We start from the raw sequence: 21,396 nt of genomic DNA, 5'->3' as shown, positions 1-21,396 counted from the left end.
ACCCCCGGTGGGCGGGCGGCTAACCGTTGACCAGGCCGTTGATCATGCGTTCGGCGATGGCGTCGAAGCTGGGGGCGACCGGCGGCGACGGTTCGGCCAGCACCTGGGCCAGTTCCGGGTACGCGCCGGTCGCCACCGCCGCCTGGAGCTGGGCGATGTGCGCCGCGATCCGTTCCGGGTCGGTCAGGCCGGCCTGCGCCTGGGCCAGTTCGTGGCTCACGTAGCTGGCCACGAAGCCGGTCAGCAGCGCGAGGATCTCCATCTTGGTCCCGCCGGGCAGGCCGGTCGGTGCCAGCGCCGCCAGCCCCAGTTCCAGGTAGCGGAGCGTGTTCTCGCCGGTCAGTTGCCGGTTGGGCAGCGCGCTCGGCAGCCACGGGTGTCGCAGCATCAGCTCGCGTTGCCAGCGGGTCAGCGTGAGCAGGTCCGGCTGCTCCGGCGGGTCGTACGCGCTGATCCGGTCGACCATCTGGTCCACCAGGTCGTCCTTGTCACGCACGTACGTGTACAGCGACATCACCCCGGCGCCGAGGTCGGCCGCCAGCCGCCGCATGGTCAGCGCGTCCAGCCCCTCGGCGTCGGCGATGGCGACCGCGGCCGCGACGACCTGCTCGCGGGTCCGCTGGGGCGGTCGGCCTCGTGGCACGGAATCCTCCGGGGTGCTATTTTCAGTACAACGTACGGGAAAGGGGTCGGGTCATGGAACGACTGCCATTTTTCCTTCGCCTGCTGCGCCGCCGCGCGCGGGAGGCCGCGCCCTTCGAGGTGCGGTGGGAACCGGGGCTGGAAGTGCCCGCCGCCGACGGCAGCCCGCTGATCACCGACCACTACGCGCCGGTCACCGACCGGGAGAGCCCGGTGCTGCTGATCCGCACCGCCTACGGCCGAGGCTTCCCGTGGAATTCCCTGTTCGGCGCCGCGTTCGCCGCCCAGGGTTACCGGGTCCTCATCCAGAGCACCCGCGGGTCGGGCGGCTCCGGCGGCGACTTCCACGTCTGGCGCAACGAGGCGGCCGACGGCCAGGCGACCATCGAGTGGCTGCGCAAGCAGGAGTGGTTCCCGGGCGCGTTCGCCACGATCGGCCCGAGCTACTTCAGCTACGTGCAGTGGGCGCTCGGGCTGGACCCGCCCCCGGAATGGCGGGCCGCGATCCTCCAGGTCGCCGCGCACGACTTCTACGACGGCTTCCACCCGGACCAGCACTGCACCCTGCGGCTGGAGATGGCGCTGGTCGGCGGCGTGACGTTCTTCCAGCAGGCGGCCGGCCCCGGCACCTACCTCCGGGCCGTGCTGCGCCTGGCGCGGCACCTCAAGCACGCCACCACCGGGGTGCCCCTCCTCGACTCCTACCGCCGCGCACTCGGGGGGCGGCGGCCGGAGTTCGAGGAGTGGGTCCGGCACCCGTACCAGGATGATCTGTTCTGGGCCGGCGCCGACGCCGGGTCGGCGGCGGACCGGATGACGGTGCCGGTCAGCCTGGTCTCCGGCTGGCACGACCTCACCCTGGACCAGACCCTGCGGCAGTACGCCCGGCTGCGCCGTGCGGGCCAGGAGCCGACCCTGATGATCGGGCCGTGGACCCATACCTCGGCGTTCGACAAGGGGTGGCCCGAGGTGTTCGCGGACGCGCTGGAACACCTGCGGGTGCACCTGCGCGGCGAGGGCGAGCGCACCACGCGGATCAAGGTGCACGTCAACAACGAGTGGCGCGAGCTGCCCGCCTGGCCGCCGCCGAGCACGCCGGTCCGCTACCACCTGCGGCCGGGCGGCGAGCTGGGCGAGCTCGCGGACGGCAGCACCGGCTTCGACTACGACCCGGCCGACCCGACGCCGTCGTTCGCCGGCCAGCTGCAGTCCCGCACGGCCGGGGCCCGCGACAACCGGAAACTGGAGGCGCGTGCGGACGTCCGGACCTTCACCACCGGGCCGTTGACCACGGCCCTGGAGATCATCGGTACGCCCTCAGCAACGGTGCACGCGAGCGGCAGCACCGGCCACTTCGACCTGTTCGTGCGCCTGTGCGACGTGCACCCGGACGGCCGCTCGGTGAACGTCTGCGACGGCTTCACCCGGCTCACCCCGGACCACCCGGACGGCGACCCGGTGACCGTGCCGATGGGCGCGGCGGGTCACCGCTTCGAGCCGGGCCACCGGATCCGGCTGCAGGTGAGCGGGGGTGCGCACCCCCGCTTCGCCCGCAACTACGGCACCGGCGAACCGCTCGCGACGGCGACCCGGCTGGTCGCCACGCACACGACACTGCACCACGACCCGGACCACCCGTCGGCGCTGACCCTGCCGGTGCACCGGCCGGCGGCATGACCGCCTGCACCGAGCAGCTCCCGGCCGGAGCCGACGACGGCCTCGCAGGCGAGGGCCAGAAGGGCATGCCCACGGAGGTTCAGCCATGACCGGCTCCGGTCAGAACGGCCGGAACTGCTCGAAGGGCGGCGCGTGCAACGGGATGGTCACGGTTGTTTAGCTCGGCTCGGGTGGGGGGTACATGCCGCGCCGCATCCCCCACACGAATTGAGGAACACCAATGAGCATCCAGGGTCTCTTCTACATCATCGCGGTCATCCTGCTCGTCCTCGCGGCGCTGCCGATCGGCACCCGCGGCATCTCGCTGGCCCTGCTCGGCGCCGCCTTCGCGCTGCTGGCCTTCTCCTGGGACACCATCACCGCCTGACCTGGCGATAGATCACGGCCTGCCACGGTTGCAGGACCAGACCTTCCGGCGCCGCGGCGTTGGTGAGCAGCAGTTCCGCTGCCTCCCACGCCGCGGCGTCGGCGATCTCGGCCCGTACGGTCTCGCCCGAGAAGTTGCCGATGACCAGCAGGGTCGTGGCCCCGTGGGTGCGGGTGAAGGCGTACAGCCGCTCGTCGTGCGGCAGCAGCATGGTGAAGTCGCCGTAGACGACCGCGGGCTCGGAGTGCCGCAGCTCGATCAGCCGGCGGTAGAAGTGGTAGACCGACTCCTCGTCCTTGACCGCGGCCTCGGCGTTGATCTGGTCGTGGTTCGGGTTGACCGCCAGCCACGGCGTGCCGGTGGTGAAGCCCGCGTGCGGCGACGCGTCCCACTGCATCGGCGTACGGGCGTTGTCCCGCCCCCGGGCCCGCAGCACGGTCAGCACGTCCTCCGGCGACCGTCCCTCCTGGTCGACGGCCTGCACGTACTGGCCCAGCGCCTCGATGTCCCGGAAGTCCGCGATGGAGCCGAACGGCGCGTTTGTCATCCCGAGCTCCTCGCCCTGGTAGACGTACGGCGTCCCGCGGTGCAGGTGCAGCACCGCGCCGAGCATCTGCGCCGAACGCACCCGGTACTGCGGCGAGTCGTCACCGAAGCGGGAGACCACCCGGGGCTGGTCGTGGTTGTTCCAGTACAGGCTGTTCCAGCCGGCGTCGGCCAGCCCGGCCTGCCAGCGGCCCAGGATCGCCTTGAGCGCGGTGAGCCGCAGCGGGTACAGCAGCCACGGATCCTCGCCCCGGTCCACCCAGACGTGGTCGAACTGGAAGACCATGTCGACCTCGCCGCGGGCCGGGTCGGTGAACAGCTTCGCCTCGTCGATGGTGACCCCGGGCATCTCGCCGACGGTCAGCAGCTCCTGCTCGCGGCCGGCGAAGACCCGCTCGTGCATCTCGTGCAGGAACTCGTGGATCCGCGGGCCGTTCATGTAGGACGCCGAGCCGTCGCCGTACGCGACGCCGGGCTGCACCCGGCCGTCCGGCAGCGTGGTGTCCTTGGAGATGTAGTTGATGACGTCCATCCGGAAGCCGTCCACACCCCGGTCCAGCCACCAGTTCATCATCGTGTAGACCGCGGCGCGGACCTCCGGGTTCTCCCAGTTGAGATCGGGCTGCTTGCGGCTGAACAGGTGCAGGTAGTACTCGCCGGTCGCCGGGTCGTACTCCCAGGCCGGGCCGCCGAAGGCCGCGCCCCAGTTGGTCGGCTCCGCGCCGGGCGCGCCGGGGGTCAGGCCCGGCCGGGCCGGCCGCCACCAGTACCAGTCGCGCTTCGGGTTGTCCCGCGACGAGCGGCTCTCGGTGAACCACGGGTGCTCGTCGGAGCTGTGGTTCACCACCAGATCCATGATCAGCTTCATCCCGCGCGCGTGCACGCCGGCCAGCAGCTCGTCGAAGTCGGCCAGGTCGCCGAAGACCGGGTCGATGTCCTGGTAGTCGCTGATGTCGTAGCCGTTGTCGTCCTGCGGCGACGGGTACACCGGGGACAGCCAGAGCACGTCGACGCCGAGTCCCGCGAGGTGGTCCAGGTGGTCGATGACGCCGCGCAGGTCGCCCATGCCGTCCCCGTCGGCGTCGGCGAAGCTGCGCGGATAGATCTGGTAAACGACGGCGCTGTGCCACCAGGGGTTCTGCATAGTCACTCTTTAACACGGGAACCACCGGCGAAACATCGGTTCCGCTCCCATACTGGGGCCCATGAGGGTCGCCCTGCTCGGACCGATCGCCTGGCGCACACCGCCGGTTCACTACGGACCCTGGGAGCTGATCACCAGCCTGCTCGCCGAGGGCCTGACCGCGCGCGGTATCGACGTGACGCTGTTCGCGACGCTCGACTCGGTCACCAAGGCCACTCTGGACGGCATCTGCCCGAGCGGCTACGAGGACACCCCGGAGATCGACGGGCGGGTCTGGGAGGCCCTGCACGTCTCGTACGCCCTGGCACGGTCCGGCGACTTCGACCTGGTGCACAACCACATCGACTGGCTGCCGCTGGCGTTCTCCGCGCACTGCCGGGCGCCGCTGCTGACCACGGTGCACGGGTTCTCGGGGCCGAACATCCTGCCCGCGTACCGCCGGGGCCGGTCGCACTACGTCTCGATCTCCGACGCCGACCGCTCCCCCGACCTGGACTACGTCGCGACGGTCTACCACGGCGTCGATCCGGAGGGCCTGCCCTTCGACCCGGACGGCGGGGACGGCCTGGTCGCCTTCGGGCGGATCCACCCCGACAAGGGCACGCACACCGCCATCGAGATCGCCCGCCGGGCCGGGCGTCGGCTGACGCTGTGCGGCATCGTGCAGGACCAGCGGTACTTCGCCGAGCAGGTGGAACCGCACATCGACGGGGACCGGGTGGTCTACCTCGGCTCGGTGGGACCCGCCGAACGGGCCGCCGTCCTGGGCGGCAGCGCGGCCCTGCTGCACCCGATCCTGTTCGCCGAGCCGTTCGGGCTGTCCGTGGTCGAGTCGATGATCTGCGGGACGCCCGTGGTCGCGTACCGGAAAGGGTCGATGCCCGAGGTGGTCGACGAGGGGGTGACCGGCCGGCTGGTCGACGACGTCGACCAGGCCGTCGCCGCGGTGGCCGGCCTCGCCGGGCTGGACCGGGCGGCCTGCCGGGCGCGGGCCCGCTCGCGCTTCGGCGCCGACCGGATGGTCGACGACTACCTGGCGATTTACCGCAAATTGGTCGGTTGAACTGCGGTTCTTGTTAACGTCTGAATACCGAATTGCGGCATTTCTATACCCAGTTGCCGCCGTTAGCTGAAGCGTGCGCTCACGCTCCACGCCCGCGCGCGCCGGTTCGTGCTGCGGGGAGGCAGCCGCTGATCAGAAAGGCCCGTCAAATGCCCGCCACCTACGGTTTCCTGAGCACCTATCCCCCCACCCAATGCGGTCTGGCGACGTTCAACGCGGCGCTCGCCAGCCACCTGACGGGCGGCGCGCCCGGAAACGGTGTGGTCCGGCTGCTCTCCGCGGACGCCGCCGGGGGCGGCCTGGCGGTCGACCGTACGGCGCCCCGGGTGGCACACACCTGGCACACCGACAGCCCCGGCGGCTGGGTGGCGGCGGCCAACGTGCTGAACCGGTTCGACGTGGTGATCCTGCAGCACGAGTACGGCATCTACCCCGGCGTCGACGGTGACGAGGTGCTGCCGCTGCTGCGCGCCGTCAAGGCCCCGAAGATCGTCGTGCTGCACACCGTGCTGAGCACGCCCTCGATGAACCAGCGGGTGGTGCTGGAGCGCATCGTGGCGGCCGCCGACGCGGTGGTCACCATGACGGACACCGCCCGCCTGCGGCTGACCACCGGATACCGGGTGGACGCCCGCAAGGTCACGGTCATCCCGCACGGCGCCGGCAGCCACTCCAGCGCGCCGCGGGAGACGCACGACGTACCGCACCTGCTCACCTGGGGGCTGCTCGGGCCCGGCAAGGGCATCGAGTGGGCGCTGCGGGCGCTGGCCCTGCTGCGGGACCTGACGCCGATGCCGGTGTACACGGTCGCCGGGCGGACCCACCCGAAGGTGCTGGAGCACCACGGGGACGTCTACCGCGAGTCGCTGCGGGAGCTGGCCGCCGAGCTCGGCGTCGCCGAGGCCGTGCGCTGGGACGACGTGTACCACGACCAGGCGGCGCTCAGCCGGCTGATCCGGTCGGCCGACGTGGTGGTGCTGCCGTACGACTCCACCGAACAGGTCACCTCGGGGGTGCTCATCGAGGCGGTCGGTGCCGGTGTGCCGGTGGTGGCCACCGAGTTCCCGCACGCCGTGGAGCTGCTCGCCGACGGGCACGGCCTGCTCGTGCCGCATCAGGACCCGGCGGCGATGGCCGCGGCGATCCGGCGCGTGCTGACCACCCCGGACGTGGCGAACCAGCTCAGCGGGCTGGCCGGCGGCCCGACGCTGCGCTGGCCCGCGGTGGCCGCCCGCTACCAGGCCCTCGCCGCGCGCCTGATCCGCGACCGCGCGCCCGTCTCCGCGCCCGTGCCCGCGTGAGTGTCCTGCGGCTCGTGCCGCCGCCGATCCGGCTCGTCGACGCCCCCGAACCCAACTGGTCCCAGATCGCCCGGCTGTCCGACGACACCGGTCTGCTCGAGCACGCCCGCAACGCGATCCCGCGGCGCGAGCACGGCTACTGCGTGGACGACGTGTCCCGCGGCCTGCTGGTGGCCTGCCGCGAGCCGCAGCCCACCGCGCTGGTGGCCGGGCTGGCCGAGCGCTACCTGGCGTTCCTCACCCACGCCCTGGCGCCGGACGGCCGGTGCCGCAACCGGCTGAGCCACGACCGGCGCTGGCTGGACGAGCCCACCCTGGGTGACTGGTGGGGCCGAACGGTGTGGGCCCTGGGCACCGCCGCCGGCCGCTGCGCGGTGCCGTGGATCAGGGCCGAGGCCCGGACCGCGTTCGGCATCGCGGTGCGGCAGCGCTCGCCCTGGCCGCGCGCGATGGCCTTCGCCGGCCTGGGCGCCGCCGAGGTGCTGCGGGCCGACCCGCGTTCCGGGGTGGCGGCCGAGCTGCTCGGCGACGCCGCCACGGTGATCGGGCTGCCCGACTCCGACCCGGAGTGGGTGTGGCCGGAGCGCGAGCTGACCTACGCCAACCCGGTCCTCGCGGAGGTGCTCATCCAGGCCGGTGACCTGCTCGGCGACGAGCCGCTGCTCACCGACGGCCTGCGGATGCTCAGCTGGCTGTGCCGGATGCAGGAGCACCAGGGCCACCTCTCCACCGTCCCGGTCGGCGGATGGCGGCCCGGGGTGCCGCGGCACCGCTTCGACCAGCAGCCGATCGAGGCGGCGGCCACCGCCGACGCCTGCGCCACCGCCGGCGCGGTGACCGGCGACGAGCGCTGGGACGCGCCGCTGTTCCAGTCCATCGCCTGGTTCCTGGGCGACAACGACTCCGGCTCCGTCATGTACGACCCCTTGACGGGTGGCGGATATGACGGATTGACGCCGGATGGCCCTAACCTGAACCAAGGCGCCGAATCCACCCTCGCGCTCGTCTCCACCCTGCAGCACGCTCGCGCGCTGGCGGGCCGGAGCGCGACCCGACCGTCAGGCGGACTCACATGACCGCGACCATGGACCCCCACGACGTCCGCACCACCTCCCTCGCCTCCCGCCACGACCTCACGATGCAGCCCGACGACCGCCGGGTCGTCATCAAGCTCTTCGTGCCCGGCGAGGACGCCCAGCTCGGGCAGAACCGCGCATCCCTGATCATCGAGCGGATCCTGCAGCTCGACGAAGACGAGATCACCCGGCTGCTCGACGACGTGCTGGCCCGCTTCTCCGGGCGCCACCACGACATCTGCGCGACCTTCCAGCACCACTACGACCTGGTGCAGCACCGGGTGCCACCGGACATCGACCTGTCGCCGACGGCCCGGGCGCTGATCGGGGCCTACTTCAGCCACGAGTTCGCGGTCGAGGCGGCGGCGCTGTGCAACCCGTCGATGATCCCGCACCCGGACCAGAGCGACCTCGCGCCCGGCGAGCTGCGGACGGCGATCAGCCTCCGGCAGATCGGCGAGGGACACATCTCCTCGGTCGGCTTCTGCTCGGCGGTGCTCGGCCCGGACGCCACGATCCGGCTGGAGGACCGCGACGGGCCACTGATGATCGGTCAGCGGGTCGGCGCCAAGCACCAGCACGACCTGCTGGCCGCCGGCCTCACCGAGGAGGACCTGGACAACGAGATCACCGCGACGGTGCTGTCCTCGCTGCCCGAACGCTACGACGACGAGGAGTTCGAGGACGTCCTCGGCCACCTGCCCGGCGAGCTGCTGGCCCGGCCCACCGCCAACGAGACGCTGGAGGCCATCCGGCGCATCGTGGCCAGCGACTACGCGGTGAGCTTCCCGGCCACCGTGCCGCTGCACCAGCGGGTGCTCTGGCCGGCCACCCCGGCCGAGAGCAACGGCATGGAGGACGCCCGGTTCGTGCAGGTCGTGGAGTCCGACGGGCGCACGGCCTACCAGGCCACCTACACCGCGTACGACGGGCGGCACATCGCCGGGCGGATGATGCACACCCGCGACCTGCGGCACTTCGAGGTCACCGCGCTGCGCGGCCCGGCGGCCCGGAACAAGGGCATGGCGCTGTTCCCGCGGATGGTCAACGGCCGGCACCTCGCGCTGTGCCGTTCCGACGGCGAGACCCTCGGGCTGAGCACCCGGGACGAGCAGAACCGCTGGCAGGAGGCGGTGTCGCTGCTGCACCCGCACCGCGGCTGGGACCTGATCCAGGTGGGCAACTGCGGGTCGCCGGTGGAGACCCCGGCGGGCTGGCTGGTGCTGACCCACGGGGTGGGCGCGATGCGGCGGTACGCGATCGGCGCGATGCTGCTCGACCTCGACAACCCCGAGCAGGTCATCGCCGACCTGCCGCACGGGCTGCTGGAACCCGACGAGACCGAGCGCGAGGGGTACGTGCCCAACGTCGTCTACTCCTGCGGCGGGCTGCTGCACGGCGGGCGGTTCTGGCTGCCGTACGGGGCCAGCGACGTCCGGGTCGGCTTCGCCAGCATCCCGCTCGACGACCTGCTCGCCGCCATGGTGCCGGTGGTCTAACGGGCGTCGTGCACCAGCAGGGCCACCTGCACCCGGTTCGTCAGGTCCAGTTTGGTCAGGATGCGGGACACGTACGCCTTGACCGTGGCCGTGCTCATCCGCAGGGCCGTACCGATCTCCTGATTGGTGCGGCCCTGCGCGACGAGCAGCGCGACGTCGTGCTCGCCGGGGCTCAGCCGGCGCAGCGCCAGCCGGGCCCGGTCCCGTCCCGGGTCCACGGCCGCGACCTGGTTCATCATCCGGCGCAGCACCTCGGGCGACAGCATCGGCTCACCGGCCGCGACCCGCCGCACCGCCCGGGCGATCTCCTCCGGCGGGGTGTGCTTGAGCAGGAAGCCGCTCGCCCCGGCGCGCATCGCCCGCAGCACGTGCGCGTCGGTGTCGAAGGTGGTCAGCACGATCACCTCGGGCGGCTCCCGGCGGGCGCGCAGCGACTCGGTGGCGGTGAGCCCGTCCATGCCCGGCATCCGGATGTCCATCAGCACCACGTCAGGGCGGTGGCTGGTGACCGCGGCGGCGACCTCGGTGCCGTCCGCGACCGCGCCGGCCACCTCGATGCCGTCGAAGGCGCCGAGCATCATGGTCAGCCCGGCGCGCACCAGCGCGTCGTCGTCCACGAGCAGCACCCGCACCGGAGCCCCGGCCGGCCTCCCTAGGGTGTCCAAGGCAACCAGGCTCTCAGCTGGAACTCGCCGGCCGCGGTCGGGCCGTGGTCGAGGCGGCCGCCGGCGAGCTGCACGCGTTCGCGCAGGCCGACCAGTCCGGCGCCGGCGCCCGGCAGCGCCGGCCCGCCGGCCCGCAGCGGGTTGCCGACCTCCACCACCAGCCCCTGCTCGGCGTGGCCGGTGACCGCCACCCGCACCCGCGCGCCGGGCGCGTGCTTGCGGGCGTTGGTCAGCGCCTCCTGCACGATCCGGTAGGCGTGCCGGCCCACCCCGGCCGGCACCTCGGCCGCGGTCAGCTCCAGCTCCACCCGTTCCCCCGCGTCCCGGGACTGCTCGACCAGCGCCGGCACGTCCGCGAGGGTCGGCTGCGGCCGGTCGTCGGCGGGCTCCCGCAGCATCCCGATCACCTGCCGCAGCTCCTCCAGCGCGTCGTGTGCGCTCCGCCGGATCACCCCGGCCGCCGCCCGCTCGCTCTCCGGGGCGTCCCGGCGCACCTCCAGCGCCCCGGCGTGCACGGCCAGCAACGAGATCCGGTGGGCCAGCACGTCGTGCATCTCCCGGGCGATCCGCTCCCGCTCGGCCAGCCGGGCCTGCTCGACCCGCAGCTCGTCGCCGTGTTCCGCCTCGCGCGCCCGCTCGGCCCAGGACCGGACGAGCCGCCGCCGCGCGCGGACCAGCATGCCGATCCCGACCAGGATGACGTGCAGCAGCACCAGGGAGATCGTCGCCTCCCAGTAGGTGCGGGTGGGGCCCAGCGCGATCAGGTAGACGGCCGCCAGCGACACCGCGTGCACCGCCGTGACGGCGACGGTCACCCGGGCCGGGCGGTAGAGCGCCACGGAGAACAGGGCGATCGGTGTGGCGCCCATGGGCAGCCCGAAGACCAGGCCGAGCGCGATCAGGGTGAGCGCGAGCGCGACCGGACGGCTGCGGCGGTACCGGACCAGGCCGGCCACGGCCACCGCGCCGGCGACCAGCTCGACCCCGATCGGCCAGCCGTCGCCCTCGGTCAGGGTGGTCCACAGGAAGAAGCTGCCCAGGGCCAGGGCGGCGACCGCCAGGGCCGCTTCGACGAGCCAGCGCCTCATGCGTGGACCGTACTGCGCCGCCGCCCGCGCGCGCAGTGGCCGGTCGGCGGCCGTACCGTCGACTTTGGTCGCTGCGGGACCGACCGATGCCGCTGGCCGGACGGGCGCCCGCGGCCGGAGACTCGGCAGTCGTGACGAACGAGACGACCGCGGCGACCTCGATCGGGATCCGGGCGGCGGTGTGGGCGGTCCTGCCCGCCGCCGGCGCCGGGCTGGGCTGGGTGGTGCTGCACCAGCTGCCCGGCTGGCTGCTGCGCATCCCGTTCGTCCCGATGCGGGGGCCGCTGCGCCTGCTGGACCGGTTCGCCGAGCCCTGGGCGACGAGCGGCGCCCTGCTGCTCGGCGCGGTCGCCGGGCTGGTGCTGGCCGGCCTGATCGACCGGGAGTCGCTGACCGTACGGATCTCCGGGACCGAGGTCACGCTGCACCGGCCCGGGAGCACCCGGACCGTGCCGCGCGGCGAGGTGGCGGTGGCCTACCGGGAGCGGGACCAGCTGGTGCTGCTCGGGCGGACCGGGCGGGAACTGGCCCGGGAGCCCGCCAACACCTCGGCCGGCAAGCTGGCCGCGGCCTTCGGGCCGGTCTGGTCGCACCACGATCCCTACGCCGACGCCTACCGGCGATGGGTGCCGGACCTGCCGGACGTCCCGGCGGAGGCGGCGGCGCTCTTTGCCGCCCGTCGGCAGGCCCTGGAGCGCGGCGACGCCGACGACGCCCGCGAGCTGCGGGACGAGCTGGCCCGGCTCGGCTTCGTGGTGCGCGACGAGCGCAAGCGCCAGCACTTCCGCCGCACGGACGGCTGATCAGACCGTGGCGGCGACCACCCAGATGGTCAGCACCGCCAGGAACTCGCCGTCCTCGCCGGCCCGCTCAACCTGGTCGAACCAGCGCTCGCGCAGGCCGTTCGGGGTCATCCAGGACTCCTGGGGCACCTTCGGGTTGACCATCGGCAGCACCACCGCGGCCGAGTCCGGGTCGGGGAAATAGCAGGTGACCGGGGCCGCGACGATGTCGTGCAGGCCGTAGCCGACCAGCCGGCGGCGCAGCGTGCGGCCCATGTCGAGCTGGCGCGGGGTGAGCCGGCCGTGCATGTGGCCGACGATGGTCTGCGCCAGGCCGGCGTCCACCCCGTCGAAGGCCAGCGAGCCCCAGTCGGTGTCCAGCAGGCAGATCCGGCCGCCCGGACGGGTCACCCGGATCAGCTCGCCGATCGCCACGTCGGCGTCGTCGACGTGCTGGAGCACCCGTTCGCACCAGACGCCGTCGAAGCTGTCGTCCGGCAGGTCGAGGTCGGAGACGTCGCCGGTCACGTACCGGATGTCGCCGCCGTCGTGGCGCTCGCGGGCGGCGGCCAGCGTCGCGGCGGAGTAGTCGAGCGCCACCACCTCGCCGCCCGGCGCGACCGCCGCGGCGAGCGCGCGGGCCACGTCGCCGGCGCCGCAGCCGGCGTCCAGCAGCCGTTGCCCCGGAGCCGGGCGCAGCGCCTGCCAGGCGGTGTGCCGGACCCGGCGGATCTCGGGGTGCCGGGACATGCCTTCGAGGGCGGCGACCAGCATGGCGAACATGTCCGGTGGCATGGCGTCGAGGTCCGCGAACGGGGTGCGGTCCAGCTGTGCGGGCTCCATGGCACCGATCGTTGCGCGGCGCGGGCCCCCGCCGCGGGCGGCCGTCAACCTTCCGACACGGGAAGGCTTGGATTCCGGAGACTTTCACCGATCGGGTGACATGTGACCCGCTTCCGGCACCTGCCCACCGGCAACCTGGACCGCACCAGGCTCGCCGCGATGGTCATCGGCGCCCTGGCGCTGCTCGGCGACCTCTTCCAGATCGGCAACGAGCAGCGGTCGCCGAGCTGGAACCTGGCCGCGTTCCTGTCCGTCCTGCTGGTGATGATCGCGGTGGTGCTGACCCACGTCCGCGGCCGGGCACCCTGGTGGGACTCGTTCACCCTGCCGGTGCTGATCACGGTCGGCGGCGCCGGCCTGCGGGACCCGCTCGCCACGGTCGGCCTGGCCCTCGCGGTGACCCTCGGCCTCTCGCTGTACGGCCCGACCAGCCTCTGGGTGGTCCGGACCATCGGCAGCTACCTGGCCGTGCTCGCCGCGGTCGCCATCTCACCGCTCTCGCTGGGCCGGATCATCCCCTGGAACTCCCCGCCCGTGCTCAACCTGCTGCCGCCCCTGCTGCTGACGAGCGTGCTGACCCGCGGGGTCTACCTGGCGCTGCGGCACCAGGAACGGGTCGGCGCCCGTGACGCGGTGCTGGCCCGGACCGGCAGCCGGATGATCAGCCTCACCGAGGTCGCCGCGGTGCGCCGGGCCGGCATCGAGGCGGCAGAGGAGATCATCGCGCTGACCCCCGGCGTGGTGATGGTGATCCTGCGCCGCGGCGAGCACGGGCTGTTCGTCGCGAACCTGGCCGGCCTGCCCGAGTCGTTGCGGCACCGCACGGTGGCCGAGTCGGTGATCGCCGACCCGGCCGCGTTCGGGGCCTTCGTGCCCGGGCACCGGCACTGGCGGATCGAGACCTTCTCCGCCGACCTGCACCTGCTGGTCGGCGGGCGCAAGCCGATCGCGGACGACGTGCTGGCCGCGTTCCGGACCGTGGCGAACCAGGTGGTGCTGGGCGAGGGCGCCTGCCGCTCACACGCCGAGCTGGAGCACCGGGCGCACCACGACCACCTCACCGGCCTGCCCACCCGGGTCAAGTTCTTCCGCGAGCTGACCGCCGCGACGGCGGCCGGGGCGCCGGGCAGCGTTGCGCTGCTGCTGCTCGACCTGGACGACTTCAAGGCGGTCAACGACACGCACGGGCACGCGGCCGGCGACGAGCTGCTGGTCGAGCTGGCCGCGCGGATCGTCCACGCGGGCGGGCCCGGCAGCCTGGCCGCCCGGCTCGGCGGTGACGAGTTCGCCCTGCTGCTGACCGGGCTGGCCGAGCCCGGCGCCGCCGAGGCGACGGCCCGGCTGGTGCGCTCCGCGATCCTGGCGCCGGTACGGCTCACCCACGCCACCGTCGCGGTGGGCGCCTCCATCGGCATCGCGGCGGCGACCCCGGGCCTGGGCGCCGAGGAGCTGGCCCGCCACGCCGACCTGGCCATGTACGCGGCAAAGGCGGCCGGCAAGAGCCGGGTCGAACGCTACGACCCGGCCCGGCACGGCGACCGCCTCCAGCACGCCTGAGCTGGTGCCCGGGACCGCGAAGATCGCGGGACGTAGGATCCCGTTCATGACGGCGACACGTTTCGGCTTGGTGGGGTACGGCTCCGGCGGGCGGATCTTCCACGCTCCCCTGCTCGCGTCGGCGGAGGGCGTCGAGTTCGCGGGCGTGGTGACCCGTTCCCCGGAGCGCCGCGCCGCGCTGGCCAAGGCCCACCCGGACGTACCCGCCTACGACTCGCTGGCCGAGCTGGCCGCCGCGGGCGTCGAGGCCGTCACCGTCTCCACCCCGGCCACCACCCACATCCCGCTGGCCCGCGAGGCGGTCGCCCTCGGCCTGGCCGTGGTGGTGGACAAGCCGTTCGCGCTGGACGCCGAGGCGGCCCGCGAGGTCACCACGCTGGCGGCCGAGGCCGGCGTGCTGCTCAGCGTCTACCAGAACCGGCGCTGGGACTCCGACCTGCTCACCCTGCGCCGGCTGATCGGCGAGGGCGCGCTGGGCGAGGTCCGCCGGTTCGAGTCCCGCTTCGAGCGCTGGGCGCCGGACCGCGAGCCGCCCGCGGCCGGCGGCGGCACGCTGCTCGACTTCGGCGCGCACCTGGTCGACCAGGCGCACCTGCTCTTCGGCCCGGCCACCCGGGTGTACGCCGAGATGCGCGGCGACGGCGAGCTCGACGACGACGTCTTCGTGGCCCTGCACCACTCCGGCGGCGTCGAGTCGCACCTGTGGGGCAGCTGGCGGCAGGCCGCGCCCGGACCGCGCCTGCGGGTCAGCGGCACGACCGGCACCTACATCGTCGACGGCATCGACGGGCAGGAGGCCGCGCTCAAGGCCGGCCGTTCCCCCGCCGACCTGGGCGAGCGCTGGGGCGTCGAGCCGGAGCACACCTGGGGCCGGCTCTACCGGGGCGCGACCGGCGCACCGGTGCGCAGCGAGCGCGGCCGGTGGGACAGCTACTACCCGGCGTTCGCGGCGGCGGTCCGTGGCGAGGGGCCGGCGCCGGTCGACCCGTGGGACTCGGTCCGCGCCATGGACGTGCTGGACGCGGCCCGGATCAGCGCGACCACCGGCGAGACGGTCACGCTCTGAGGCGTTCCGGCAGGGTGAGGATCTCGGCGCCGTCGTCGGTGATGGCGATGGTGTGCTCGCTGTGCGCCGTCCGGCAGCCGGTCGCGCTGCGCAGCGTCCAGCCGTCGGCGTCGGTGACGAGCTCGGCGGTGTCCGCCATGATCCACGGCTCCAGCGCCAGCAGCAGCCCGGGGCGCAGCTTGTAGCCGCGGCCGGGCCGGCCCGTGTTCGAGATGTGCGGGTCCTGGTGCATCGTCGAGCCGACGCCGTGCCCGCCGAACTCGGTGTTGATGGCATAACCGGCCGCGCTGAGCACCGAGCCGATGGCGTGGGAGATGTCGCCGATCCGGGCGCCGGGGCCGGCCGCGGCGATCCCCGCGGCCAGGGCGCGCTCGGTCGCGTCGATCATCGCGAGGCTCTCCGGGTGCGTCGTGTCGCCGACGATGAAGCTGACGGCCGAGTCGGCGACGACGCCACCCTGGGAGACGGCCAGGTCGAGCGTGAGCAGGTCGCCGTCGGCCAGCGGGCAGTCGTACGGCAGCCCGTGCAGCACGGCGTCGTTGACCGACGTGCAGATGTAGTGGCCGAACGGCCCGCGCCCGAACGACGGCTCGTAGTCGACGTAGCAGGACTGCGCCCCGGCCTCGGTGATCATGCGTTGCGCCCAGCGGTCGATGTCGAGCAGGTTCGTGCCGACCGTGCTGCGGCTCTTCAGCGCCTGCAGGATGCCGGCGACCAGGGCGCCTGCCTCCCGCGCGCGAGGCAGGTCGGTGGGGTCAAGGATCTCGATCATGCGGCGCCTTACTCGAACGACCAATAAGTATCCCGGCCATATTATCCCGGTACTAGAATCGGAGCCATGGTCAGGTTGCCGCTCAGCCCCGCAGAGGTCGAACGCGGACAGCGCCTCGGCGCCCTGCTGCGCCGCGCCCGCGGGCAGAGATCGATGCTCATCACCGCACTGGACGCCGGCGTCTCCCCGGAGACGCTGCGGAAGATCGAGTCGGGCCGCGTCGCCACCCCGGCCTTCCCGACCATCGCCGCGATCGCCGACGTGCTCGGGCTCTCCCTCGACGCGGTGTGGTCGGAGATCAACCGCATCGACGCCGGCGCCGGGCTCGCAGGCGCGGCCGGGGCCGGGCTCGCAGGCGCGGCCGGGGCCGGGCTCACCGGCGCGGCCGGGGCCTCGGCCGGGCTCACCGCCTCGGCCGGGCTCACCGCCTCGGCCGGGCTCGCCGGCTCGGCGCACCACCCCGGTGAGCGGCTGGCCTCGTAGCTATCGGCGCGGGCGCACCTCGTCGCCCAGCACCCGGGCGGTCGCCAGGGAGTCCGCGAACGTCCCCGGCGCCAGGTCGAGCCCGGCCGGCAACCAGGCCGGCTCCCCGCGCCCCGGCTCGGTCATCGCGGTCAGGATGTCGGTCGGGCTCAGCCCGGCCTGCTGCAATCCGCGCAGCTCACGCACGTTGATGCCGGGCGGCAGCGGCCCGTTGCCCAGGTCGGTCCCGTAGCGGACCCTGCCGCCCGCGCCCAGAAAACGCCGCAGGTTGGCGACCGCCGTGTCGCGTTCCGGCGTGGCGGCGCCCCAGCCGTGGATGTCCAGGGTGCTGATCCAGGTCATCCGGGCCGCGCAGTCCCGGATCAGGCCGTCGTCGAGTTCCTCGGTCCAGGGCGTGTGCGCGAGGAAGTCGGCGCCGGCGCCCAGCGCGGCCACGACCGTGCCCGGTCCTTCCGCGTGCACGACCGCCGGCAGGCCCGCCGCGTGCGCGGCGTCGACCACGGCGGCCAGCGTCGCGGCGTCGAGCAGCGGGCCGCCGGCGTGCGCCGTCACCTTGATCAGCGTGGCTCCCACGGCCCGCGCCTCGGCGACCGCCTCAACCGCGTCAGCCGGCGAGCGCACCTCACGGCAGCTGCCCGCGGGCGCCCAGGCGCGGTCGGCCGGATAACCGCCGGGAGCGATCAAAAACGGTCCGGCGAAGCGCATGGCGGGCGCTCCCCGCGCGGCCTGGGCGGCAGCTTTCTCCGGTACGCCGCCCAGGTCCCACACCGACGAGATGCCACCGGCGTACACCGTCGGCAGGTGGACCAGCGCCGAGTGCACGTGCGCGTCACACAACCCGGGCAGCACCGTCCCGGGCAACCGCCGCCGCGACGCCTCGGCCGGCACCGCACCGACCGGCACGACCTCCCGCCCGACCCCCTCCGACGCCGGCGGGCCGGGACGGCCGTCACCTCCGGCCCCCTCCGACGCGAGCAGGCCGAGAGGGCCGTCACCTCCGGCCCCCTCCGACGCGAGCAGGCCGGGACGGTCGGCGCGCCCGGCCCCCTCCGGAGCGGGCGGGCCGAGCGCCACGCCCGTGCGCAGCCGCCCGTCCCACCACAGCGAGTCCGGCAGCAGCCACTCCGCGCCGGCCGCGTTCACAACTGCTTCTCGAGCAGCGTGCGCAGCACGCTCAGGCCGCGGTGCACCTCGGCGAAGCTGGTGCTCAGCGGCGCCGGGCCGATCCGGATGCCGTCCGGCTGCCGATAGTCCGGGATGACACCGTGGTCCCACAGCGTGTCCAGCAGCTGCGCGAAGCCGGGCCGGCGCAGGGTCACGTGCCCGCCCCGGCGATCGGGCTCACGCGGACTGACCACCGCCACGCCCAGCGGCGCCAGCCAGCGGTCGGCCAGCTCCAGCACGTAACCGGTGAGCAGCACCGACTTGGCCCGGACCGCCTCGATGCCGGCCTCGGCCAGCATGTCCAGGTTGGCGTGCAGCGGCACCATCGCCAGGATCGGCGGGGTGCCGCTGAGCAGCGCCCGCACCCCCTCGGCCGGCTCGTGCCCGGGGCCCATCTCGAACGACGCCCGATGGCCCATCCAGCCCTGGATCGGCTGCCGCAGCTCGCCCTGCAGCTCCCGGCGCAGGTAGCCGAAGGCCGGCGCGCCGGGGCCGCCGTTGAGGTATTTGTAGGTGCAGCCCACGGCCAGGTCCACACCCCAGTCGTCGAGCCGGACCGGGACCGAGCCGGCCGAGTGGCTCAGGTCCCACAGGGTCAGCGCGCCCGCGGCGTGCGCGATCCGGTTGATCTCGGCGGCGTCGGCCAGCCAGCCCGACCGGTACGCCACGTGGCTGAACAGCACCAGCGCGGTGTCCTCGTCGACCGCCTCGGCGACCTGGGCCGGCGTGATGCCGGTGGCCGGGTCGGTCTTGACCCAGACCAGCTCGAGGCCGCGTTCGGCGGCGATGCCCTCCAGCACGTACCGGTCGGTGGGGAAGTTGTCGGTGTCGAGCACGACCCGGCGCCGGCCGGGGCGGGCGTCGACGGCCGCCCGGGACAGCTTGTAGAGCAGCACGGTCGTGGAGTCCGCGACCACCACCTGGCCGGCGGCGGCGCCGAGCGCGATCGCGCCGAGCCGGTCGCCGAGCCGCAGCGGCCACTCCAGCCAGCCGTCGGTCCAGCCCCGGATGAGCCGGCCGGCCCACTGCTCGCGGACGAACTCGTCGAGCAGTTGCGCGGTGGCCAGCAGCGGCCGGCCCAGCGAGTTGCCGTCCAGGTACGACACCACGTCGAAGCCGTCCGGGGTGAGGAAGCGGTCGCGCAGCGGGGCCAGCGGGTCGGCGGCGTCCAGGGCCTCGGCGCGGGTCAGCAGGTCGTCGCTCACGCGTCCAGCGCTCCGATCTCGGTCCGGACCGCGTACAGCTCCGGGAAGAAGGTCAGGTCGAGGGCCTTGCGCAGGAAGGCCACGCCGCTGGAGCCGCCGGTGCCGGCCTTGAAGCCGATGGTGCGTTCCACGGTCTTGAGGTGCCGGAAGCGCCACAGCTGGAAGTTCTCCTCCAGGTCGACGAACTCCTCGCAGGCCTCGTACGCCTCCCAGTGGGCGTCGGCGTTCTCGTAGATCCGGGTGAACACCGGCACCAGCTCCTCGTGATACCGGTACGGCTGCGTCACGTCACGCTTCAGCAGCTCGGCCGGCACGTCGTGGCCGTGCCGGGCCAGGTAGCGCAGGAACTCGTCGTACACCGTCGGCGCCGCGAGCGCGGCCTCCAGCAGCTCCCGGGCGGCCGGGTCGTCGTCGAACACCGACAGCATCCGGCTGTCCTTGTTGCCGAGCAGGAACTCGACCGCGCGGTACTGGTACGACTGGAAGCCCGACGAGGTGCCGAGGAAGCTGCGGAACTCGGCGTACTCCGACGGGGTGAGGGTGGCCAGCACCGACCACTGGTCGGTCAGGCAGCGCTGGATGTGCTTGACCCGGGCCAGGCCCTTGAGCGCCGGCCGCAGCTCGTCGGCGGCGAGCCGGCGCTGCACCGCGCGCAGCTCGTGCAGGATCAGCTTGAGCCACAGCTCGGAGGTCTGGTGCTGCAGGATGAACAGCAGCTCGTCGTGGTGCTCGGGGACGCTGACCGGCTGCTGCGCCGAGAGCACCTGGTCCAGCCGCAGATACCGCCCGTACGACATGTTGACCTTGAAGTCCCGGACGATGCCGGGCTCCAGCGGCCGTTGGTTCGACGACACGACAAGCCCCTCCTCAGATGATCCACCTGAAGGAGATCACACCCGTCAGATGTTGGCGAGGGCCTCGTCGGTAAGGACCGGACCCCAGTACACCCACTGACCGTCGTGGCGCACGAAACGGCTGCGCTCGTGCATCACGCCGGGCCGGCCGGCGTCCCGGTAGTGGGCCCGGAACTCGACCACGCCCTCGGCGTCGAAGAGCCCGCCGCCGGTGGTGTCCAGCACGTCGAGGCGGGTCCAGCGCAGGCCGGCGTCGGGCTCGACGTCGGCCGGCCGGGTGTCCGGGTGCCAGGACCGCAGCACGTACGCGGCGTCGTCGAGGGTGAAGGCGGTGTACCGCGAGCGCATCAGCCCCACGGCGGTGGCCGGCGCGTGGCCGCGGTGTGCCGGGCCACAGCACTCACCGTACGGCTGGCCGAGCCCGCACGGGCAGACCTTGGCGTCGTCGAATCCGGTCACCGTCTCGGTGCGGCGGGGTGCGCGTCGGGCCATGCCCTCATTCTGGCCCACCCGCCGCGTCGAGCGACCGGTAGTACCGGATCTTCCCGCGGATGTGCTCGCGCTGGGCGGCCAGCTCCTCGAGCCGCCGCCCGATCTCCCGGTCGTGCTCCTCCAGCAGCTCCACCCGCTCCCGCAGGGTGCGCTCGTCGCGGGTCAGATCGGCGTACCGGCGCATCTGCGCGATCGGCATGCCGGTGTCCCGCAGGCAGCGCAGGATGCCCAGCCAGGCGATGTCGTCGTCGTCGAAGATCCGCTGCCCGCCCGGGGTCCGGGCGATGTCGTCGAGCAGCCCGATCCGCTCGTAGTACCGCAGGGTGTCGAGGCTGAAGCCGGTCTTGTCGGCGATCTCGCCGGGCGAATAGGTCGGCATGCGCTCGATTGTGCGCGCTACCGGCCCTGCCGCTCCAGCACGATCTCGCTGATCACCTGCTGGCAGCGATCCAGCTCCTCGATCAGGCGGCGCATCTCCTCGATCGCCGCGACCGCGTTCCGGGTGTCGGTGCGGATGCCGCCGACCTGCCCGCCGATCTCGCCGGTCGCGACCGCGGTCTCGGTCGCCAGGTCCTTGACCTCGCCGGCCACCACCGCGAAGCCGCGGCCGGCCTCGCCCGCCCGGGCCGCCTCGATGGTCGCGTTCAGCGCCAGCAGGTTGGTCTGCTTGGCGATCGTGGCGATGAGCTCCAGCACCTTGCCGATCTCGGCGCTGCTGGCCTCCAGCCGCTGGATCACCTCGACCGCGGTCTGCGCCGCCCGGACCGCGGACCGGGTCGCCGTCGCCATGTCGCTGCTGACCGCGGCGAGCCGGTCCCCCGGCTGCGACGTGCTGTCCGACGAGGTGTAGCCGCTGTCCCGGTCCGTCATCACGCATCGCCCCTCGGCTGCGGCTCGGATGTCCAACATCGCATCCCGCAGCCGGCGTGCGCGGCGGTTTCCGGCTATCCCGGCAAGGTCAGCGGCGGCCCGCACGCGGTGAACAGCAGGTGGCCGCCTACGCGAGCACCGCCATCACGAACTGACAGTATCCGCAAGACCGGTCAAGCATTCGTCGGGTGCTGCAAGAGCCAGTACGAGTCTTGCAGCTCCCTGACGTAGGATTCCGCC

Annotated in this window: 21 protein-coding genes and 1 pseudogene; 10 read left to right on the top strand and 12 right to left on the bottom strand. The window is 73.3% G+C overall.

Going from position 1 to position 21,396, the window contains the following annotated elements; genetic code table 11:
- Positions 1-19 precede the first annotated feature (19 nt).
- Positions 20-643: a TetR/AcrR family transcriptional regulator gene (locus ACIBQZ_RS38060; protein ID WP_396093774.1), complete on the bottom strand. Its 624-nt coding sequence runs from the start codon at positions 641-643 to the stop codon at positions 20-22.
- 53 nt (positions 644-696) lie between these two features.
- Between ACIBQZ_RS38060 and ACIBQZ_RS38055 the strand changes: the two genes are divergently transcribed.
- Both ACIBQZ_RS38055 and ACIBQZ_RS38050 read left to right on the top strand, forming a co-directional pair.
- Positions 697-2,319 (top strand): CocE/NonD family hydrolase, encoded by a 1,623-nt coding sequence (locus ACIBQZ_RS38055; protein WP_396093773.1) that lies wholly within the window; start codon positions 697-699, stop codon positions 2,317-2,319.
- Positions 2,320-2,539: 220 nt separating this feature from the next.
- Positions 2,540-2,686 carry a hypothetical protein gene (locus tag ACIBQZ_RS38050; protein ID WP_396093772.1) on the top strand — a complete coding sequence of 49 codons (147 nt, stop codon included), beginning with the start codon at positions 2,540-2,542 and terminating at the stop codon, positions 2,684-2,686.
- Here ACIBQZ_RS38050 and ACIBQZ_RS38045 read toward each other — a convergent pair.
- A complete protein-coding gene (locus tag ACIBQZ_RS38045) occupies positions 2,676-4,376 on the bottom strand; it encodes an alpha-glucosidase (protein ID WP_396093771.1) in 1,701 nt (566 codons plus the stop codon). The genes ACIBQZ_RS38050 and ACIBQZ_RS38045 overlap by 11 nt on opposite strands.
- Before the next feature lie 61 nt (positions 4,377-4,437).
- Here ACIBQZ_RS38045 and ACIBQZ_RS38040 point away from each other — a divergent pair, with 61 nt between their 5' ends.
- The 4 genes from ACIBQZ_RS38040 (at position 4,438) to ACIBQZ_RS38025 (ending at position 9,315) form a co-directional block, all read left to right on the top strand.
- Positions 4,438-5,439, top strand: a complete 1,002-nt coding sequence (locus ACIBQZ_RS38040; RefSeq protein WP_396093770.1) for a glycosyltransferase family 4 protein — start codon at positions 4,438-4,440, stop codon at positions 5,437-5,439.
- A gap of 149 nt (positions 5,440-5,588) precedes the next feature.
- Complete coding sequence (locus tag ACIBQZ_RS38035) at positions 5,589-6,740, top strand: glycosyltransferase (protein WP_396093769.1); 1,152 nt, start codon at positions 5,589-5,591, stop codon at positions 6,738-6,740.
- Entirely contained in the window at positions 6,737-7,816 is a 1,080-nt protein-coding gene (locus ACIBQZ_RS38030; RefSeq protein ID WP_396093767.1) for a glycosyltransferase, read from the top strand. Before ACIBQZ_RS38035 ends, ACIBQZ_RS38030 begins: the two co-directional genes overlap by 4 nt.
- Positions 7,813-9,315, top strand: coding sequence for a glycoside hydrolase family 130 protein (locus ACIBQZ_RS38025; protein WP_396093766.1), 1,503 nt, complete (start codon positions 7,813-7,815; stop codon positions 9,313-9,315). Before ACIBQZ_RS38030 ends, ACIBQZ_RS38025 begins: the two co-directional genes overlap by 4 nt.
- Here ACIBQZ_RS38025 and ACIBQZ_RS38020 read toward each other — a convergent pair.
- Together ACIBQZ_RS38020 and ACIBQZ_RS38015 are read right to left on the bottom strand one after the other, a co-directional pair.
- Complete coding sequence (locus ACIBQZ_RS38020; RefSeq protein WP_396093765.1) at positions 9,312-9,980, bottom strand: response regulator; 669 nt, start codon at positions 9,978-9,980, stop codon at positions 9,312-9,314. The two genes, ACIBQZ_RS38025 and ACIBQZ_RS38020, sit on opposite strands and share 4 nt — an antisense overlap.
- Complete coding sequence (locus ACIBQZ_RS38015) at positions 9,968-11,068, bottom strand: sensor histidine kinase (RefSeq protein ID WP_396093764.1); 1,101 nt, start codon at positions 11,066-11,068, stop codon at positions 9,968-9,970. The genes ACIBQZ_RS38020 and ACIBQZ_RS38015 overlap by 13 nt, the downstream gene beginning before the upstream one ends.
- Before the next feature lie 131 nt (positions 11,069-11,199).
- On the opposite strand from ACIBQZ_RS38015, the gene ACIBQZ_RS38010 reads away from it, so the two are divergent.
- Entirely contained in the window at positions 11,200-11,871 is a 672-nt protein-coding gene (locus tag ACIBQZ_RS38010) for a hypothetical protein (RefSeq protein WP_396093763.1), read from the top strand.
- On the opposite strand, the gene ACIBQZ_RS38005 is transcribed toward ACIBQZ_RS38010, so the two are convergent.
- On the bottom strand, positions 11,872-12,693 hold the full coding sequence (locus ACIBQZ_RS38005) for a methyltransferase domain-containing protein (RefSeq protein WP_396093762.1): 822 nt from the start codon (positions 12,691-12,693) through the stop codon (positions 11,872-11,874).
- 102 nt (positions 12,694-12,795) lie between these two features.
- Between ACIBQZ_RS38005 and ACIBQZ_RS38000 the strand changes: the two genes are divergently transcribed.
- Together ACIBQZ_RS38000 and ACIBQZ_RS37995 are read left to right on the top strand one after the other, a co-directional pair.
- Positions 12,796-14,250 (top strand): diguanylate cyclase domain-containing protein, encoded by a 1,455-nt coding sequence (locus tag ACIBQZ_RS38000; protein WP_396093760.1) that lies wholly within the window; start codon positions 12,796-12,798, stop codon positions 14,248-14,250.
- Between the two features lie 46 nt (positions 14,251-14,296).
- Complete coding sequence (locus ACIBQZ_RS37995) at positions 14,297-15,316, top strand: Gfo/Idh/MocA family oxidoreductase (RefSeq protein ID WP_396093759.1); 1,020 nt, start codon at positions 14,297-14,299, stop codon at positions 15,314-15,316.
- Here the strand turns inward: ACIBQZ_RS37995 and map are convergent.
- Positions 15,306-16,088 carry a type I methionyl aminopeptidase gene (gene map / locus ACIBQZ_RS37990; RefSeq protein ID WP_396093758.1) on the bottom strand — a complete coding sequence of 261 codons (783 nt, stop codon included), beginning with the start codon at positions 16,086-16,088 and terminating at the stop codon, positions 15,306-15,308. The two genes, ACIBQZ_RS37995 and map, sit on opposite strands and share 11 nt — an antisense overlap.
- A gap of 66 nt (positions 16,089-16,154) precedes the next feature.
- On the opposite strand from map, the pseudogene ACIBQZ_RS37985 reads away from it, so the two are divergent.
- A pseudogene (locus ACIBQZ_RS37985) lies at positions 16,155-16,418 on the top strand (helix-turn-helix transcriptional regulator); the annotation flags it as partial.
- Positions 16,419-16,571: 153 nt separating this feature from the next.
- Here ACIBQZ_RS37985 and ACIBQZ_RS37980 read toward each other — a convergent pair.
- Genes ACIBQZ_RS37980 through ACIBQZ_RS37955 form a run of 6 tightly spaced genes read right to left on the bottom strand, consistent with a single transcriptional unit; the run spans position 16,572 to position 21,156 of the window.
- The gene (locus ACIBQZ_RS37980) at positions 16,572-17,714 is read right to left on the bottom strand and encodes an amidohydrolase family protein (protein ID WP_396093757.1); all 1,143 of its coding nucleotides are present in this window, start codon (positions 17,712-17,714) and stop codon (positions 16,572-16,574) included.
- On the bottom strand, positions 17,711-18,940 hold the full coding sequence (kynU, locus tag ACIBQZ_RS37975) for a kynureninase (RefSeq protein ID WP_396093756.1): 1,230 nt from the start codon (positions 18,938-18,940) through the stop codon (positions 17,711-17,713). Before kynU ends, ACIBQZ_RS37980 begins: the two co-directional genes overlap by 4 nt.
- Complete coding sequence (kynA, locus tag ACIBQZ_RS37970) at positions 18,937-19,794, bottom strand: tryptophan 2,3-dioxygenase (RefSeq protein WP_396093755.1); 858 nt, start codon at positions 19,792-19,794, stop codon at positions 18,937-18,939. The genes kynU and kynA overlap by 4 nt, the downstream gene beginning before the upstream one ends.
- A gap of 45 nt (positions 19,795-19,839) precedes the next feature.
- A complete protein-coding gene (locus ACIBQZ_RS37965) occupies positions 19,840-20,286 on the bottom strand; it encodes a YchJ family protein (protein ID WP_396093754.1) in 447 nt (148 codons plus the stop codon).
- Between the two features lie 4 nt (positions 20,287-20,290).
- Entirely contained in the window at positions 20,291-20,665 is a 375-nt protein-coding gene (locus ACIBQZ_RS37960; protein ID WP_396093753.1) for a MerR family transcriptional regulator, read from the bottom strand.
- A 17-nt stretch (positions 20,666-20,682) separates the two neighbouring features.
- Positions 20,683-21,156 carry a methyl-accepting chemotaxis protein gene (locus ACIBQZ_RS37955; protein WP_396093809.1) on the bottom strand — a complete coding sequence of 158 codons (474 nt, stop codon included), beginning with the start codon at positions 21,154-21,156 and terminating at the stop codon, positions 20,683-20,685.
- Between the last annotated feature and the right edge of the window lie 240 nt (positions 21,157-21,396).

The organism is Actinoplanes sp. NPDC049599, assembly GCF_044465625.1.
In the GTDB taxonomy this organism is placed as follows: domain Bacteria; phylum Actinomycetota; class Actinomycetes; order Mycobacteriales; family Micromonosporaceae; genus Actinoplanes.
Note: the sequence above shows the minus strand (reverse complement) of the source record. Positions and strands in the feature narration are given on the sequence as shown.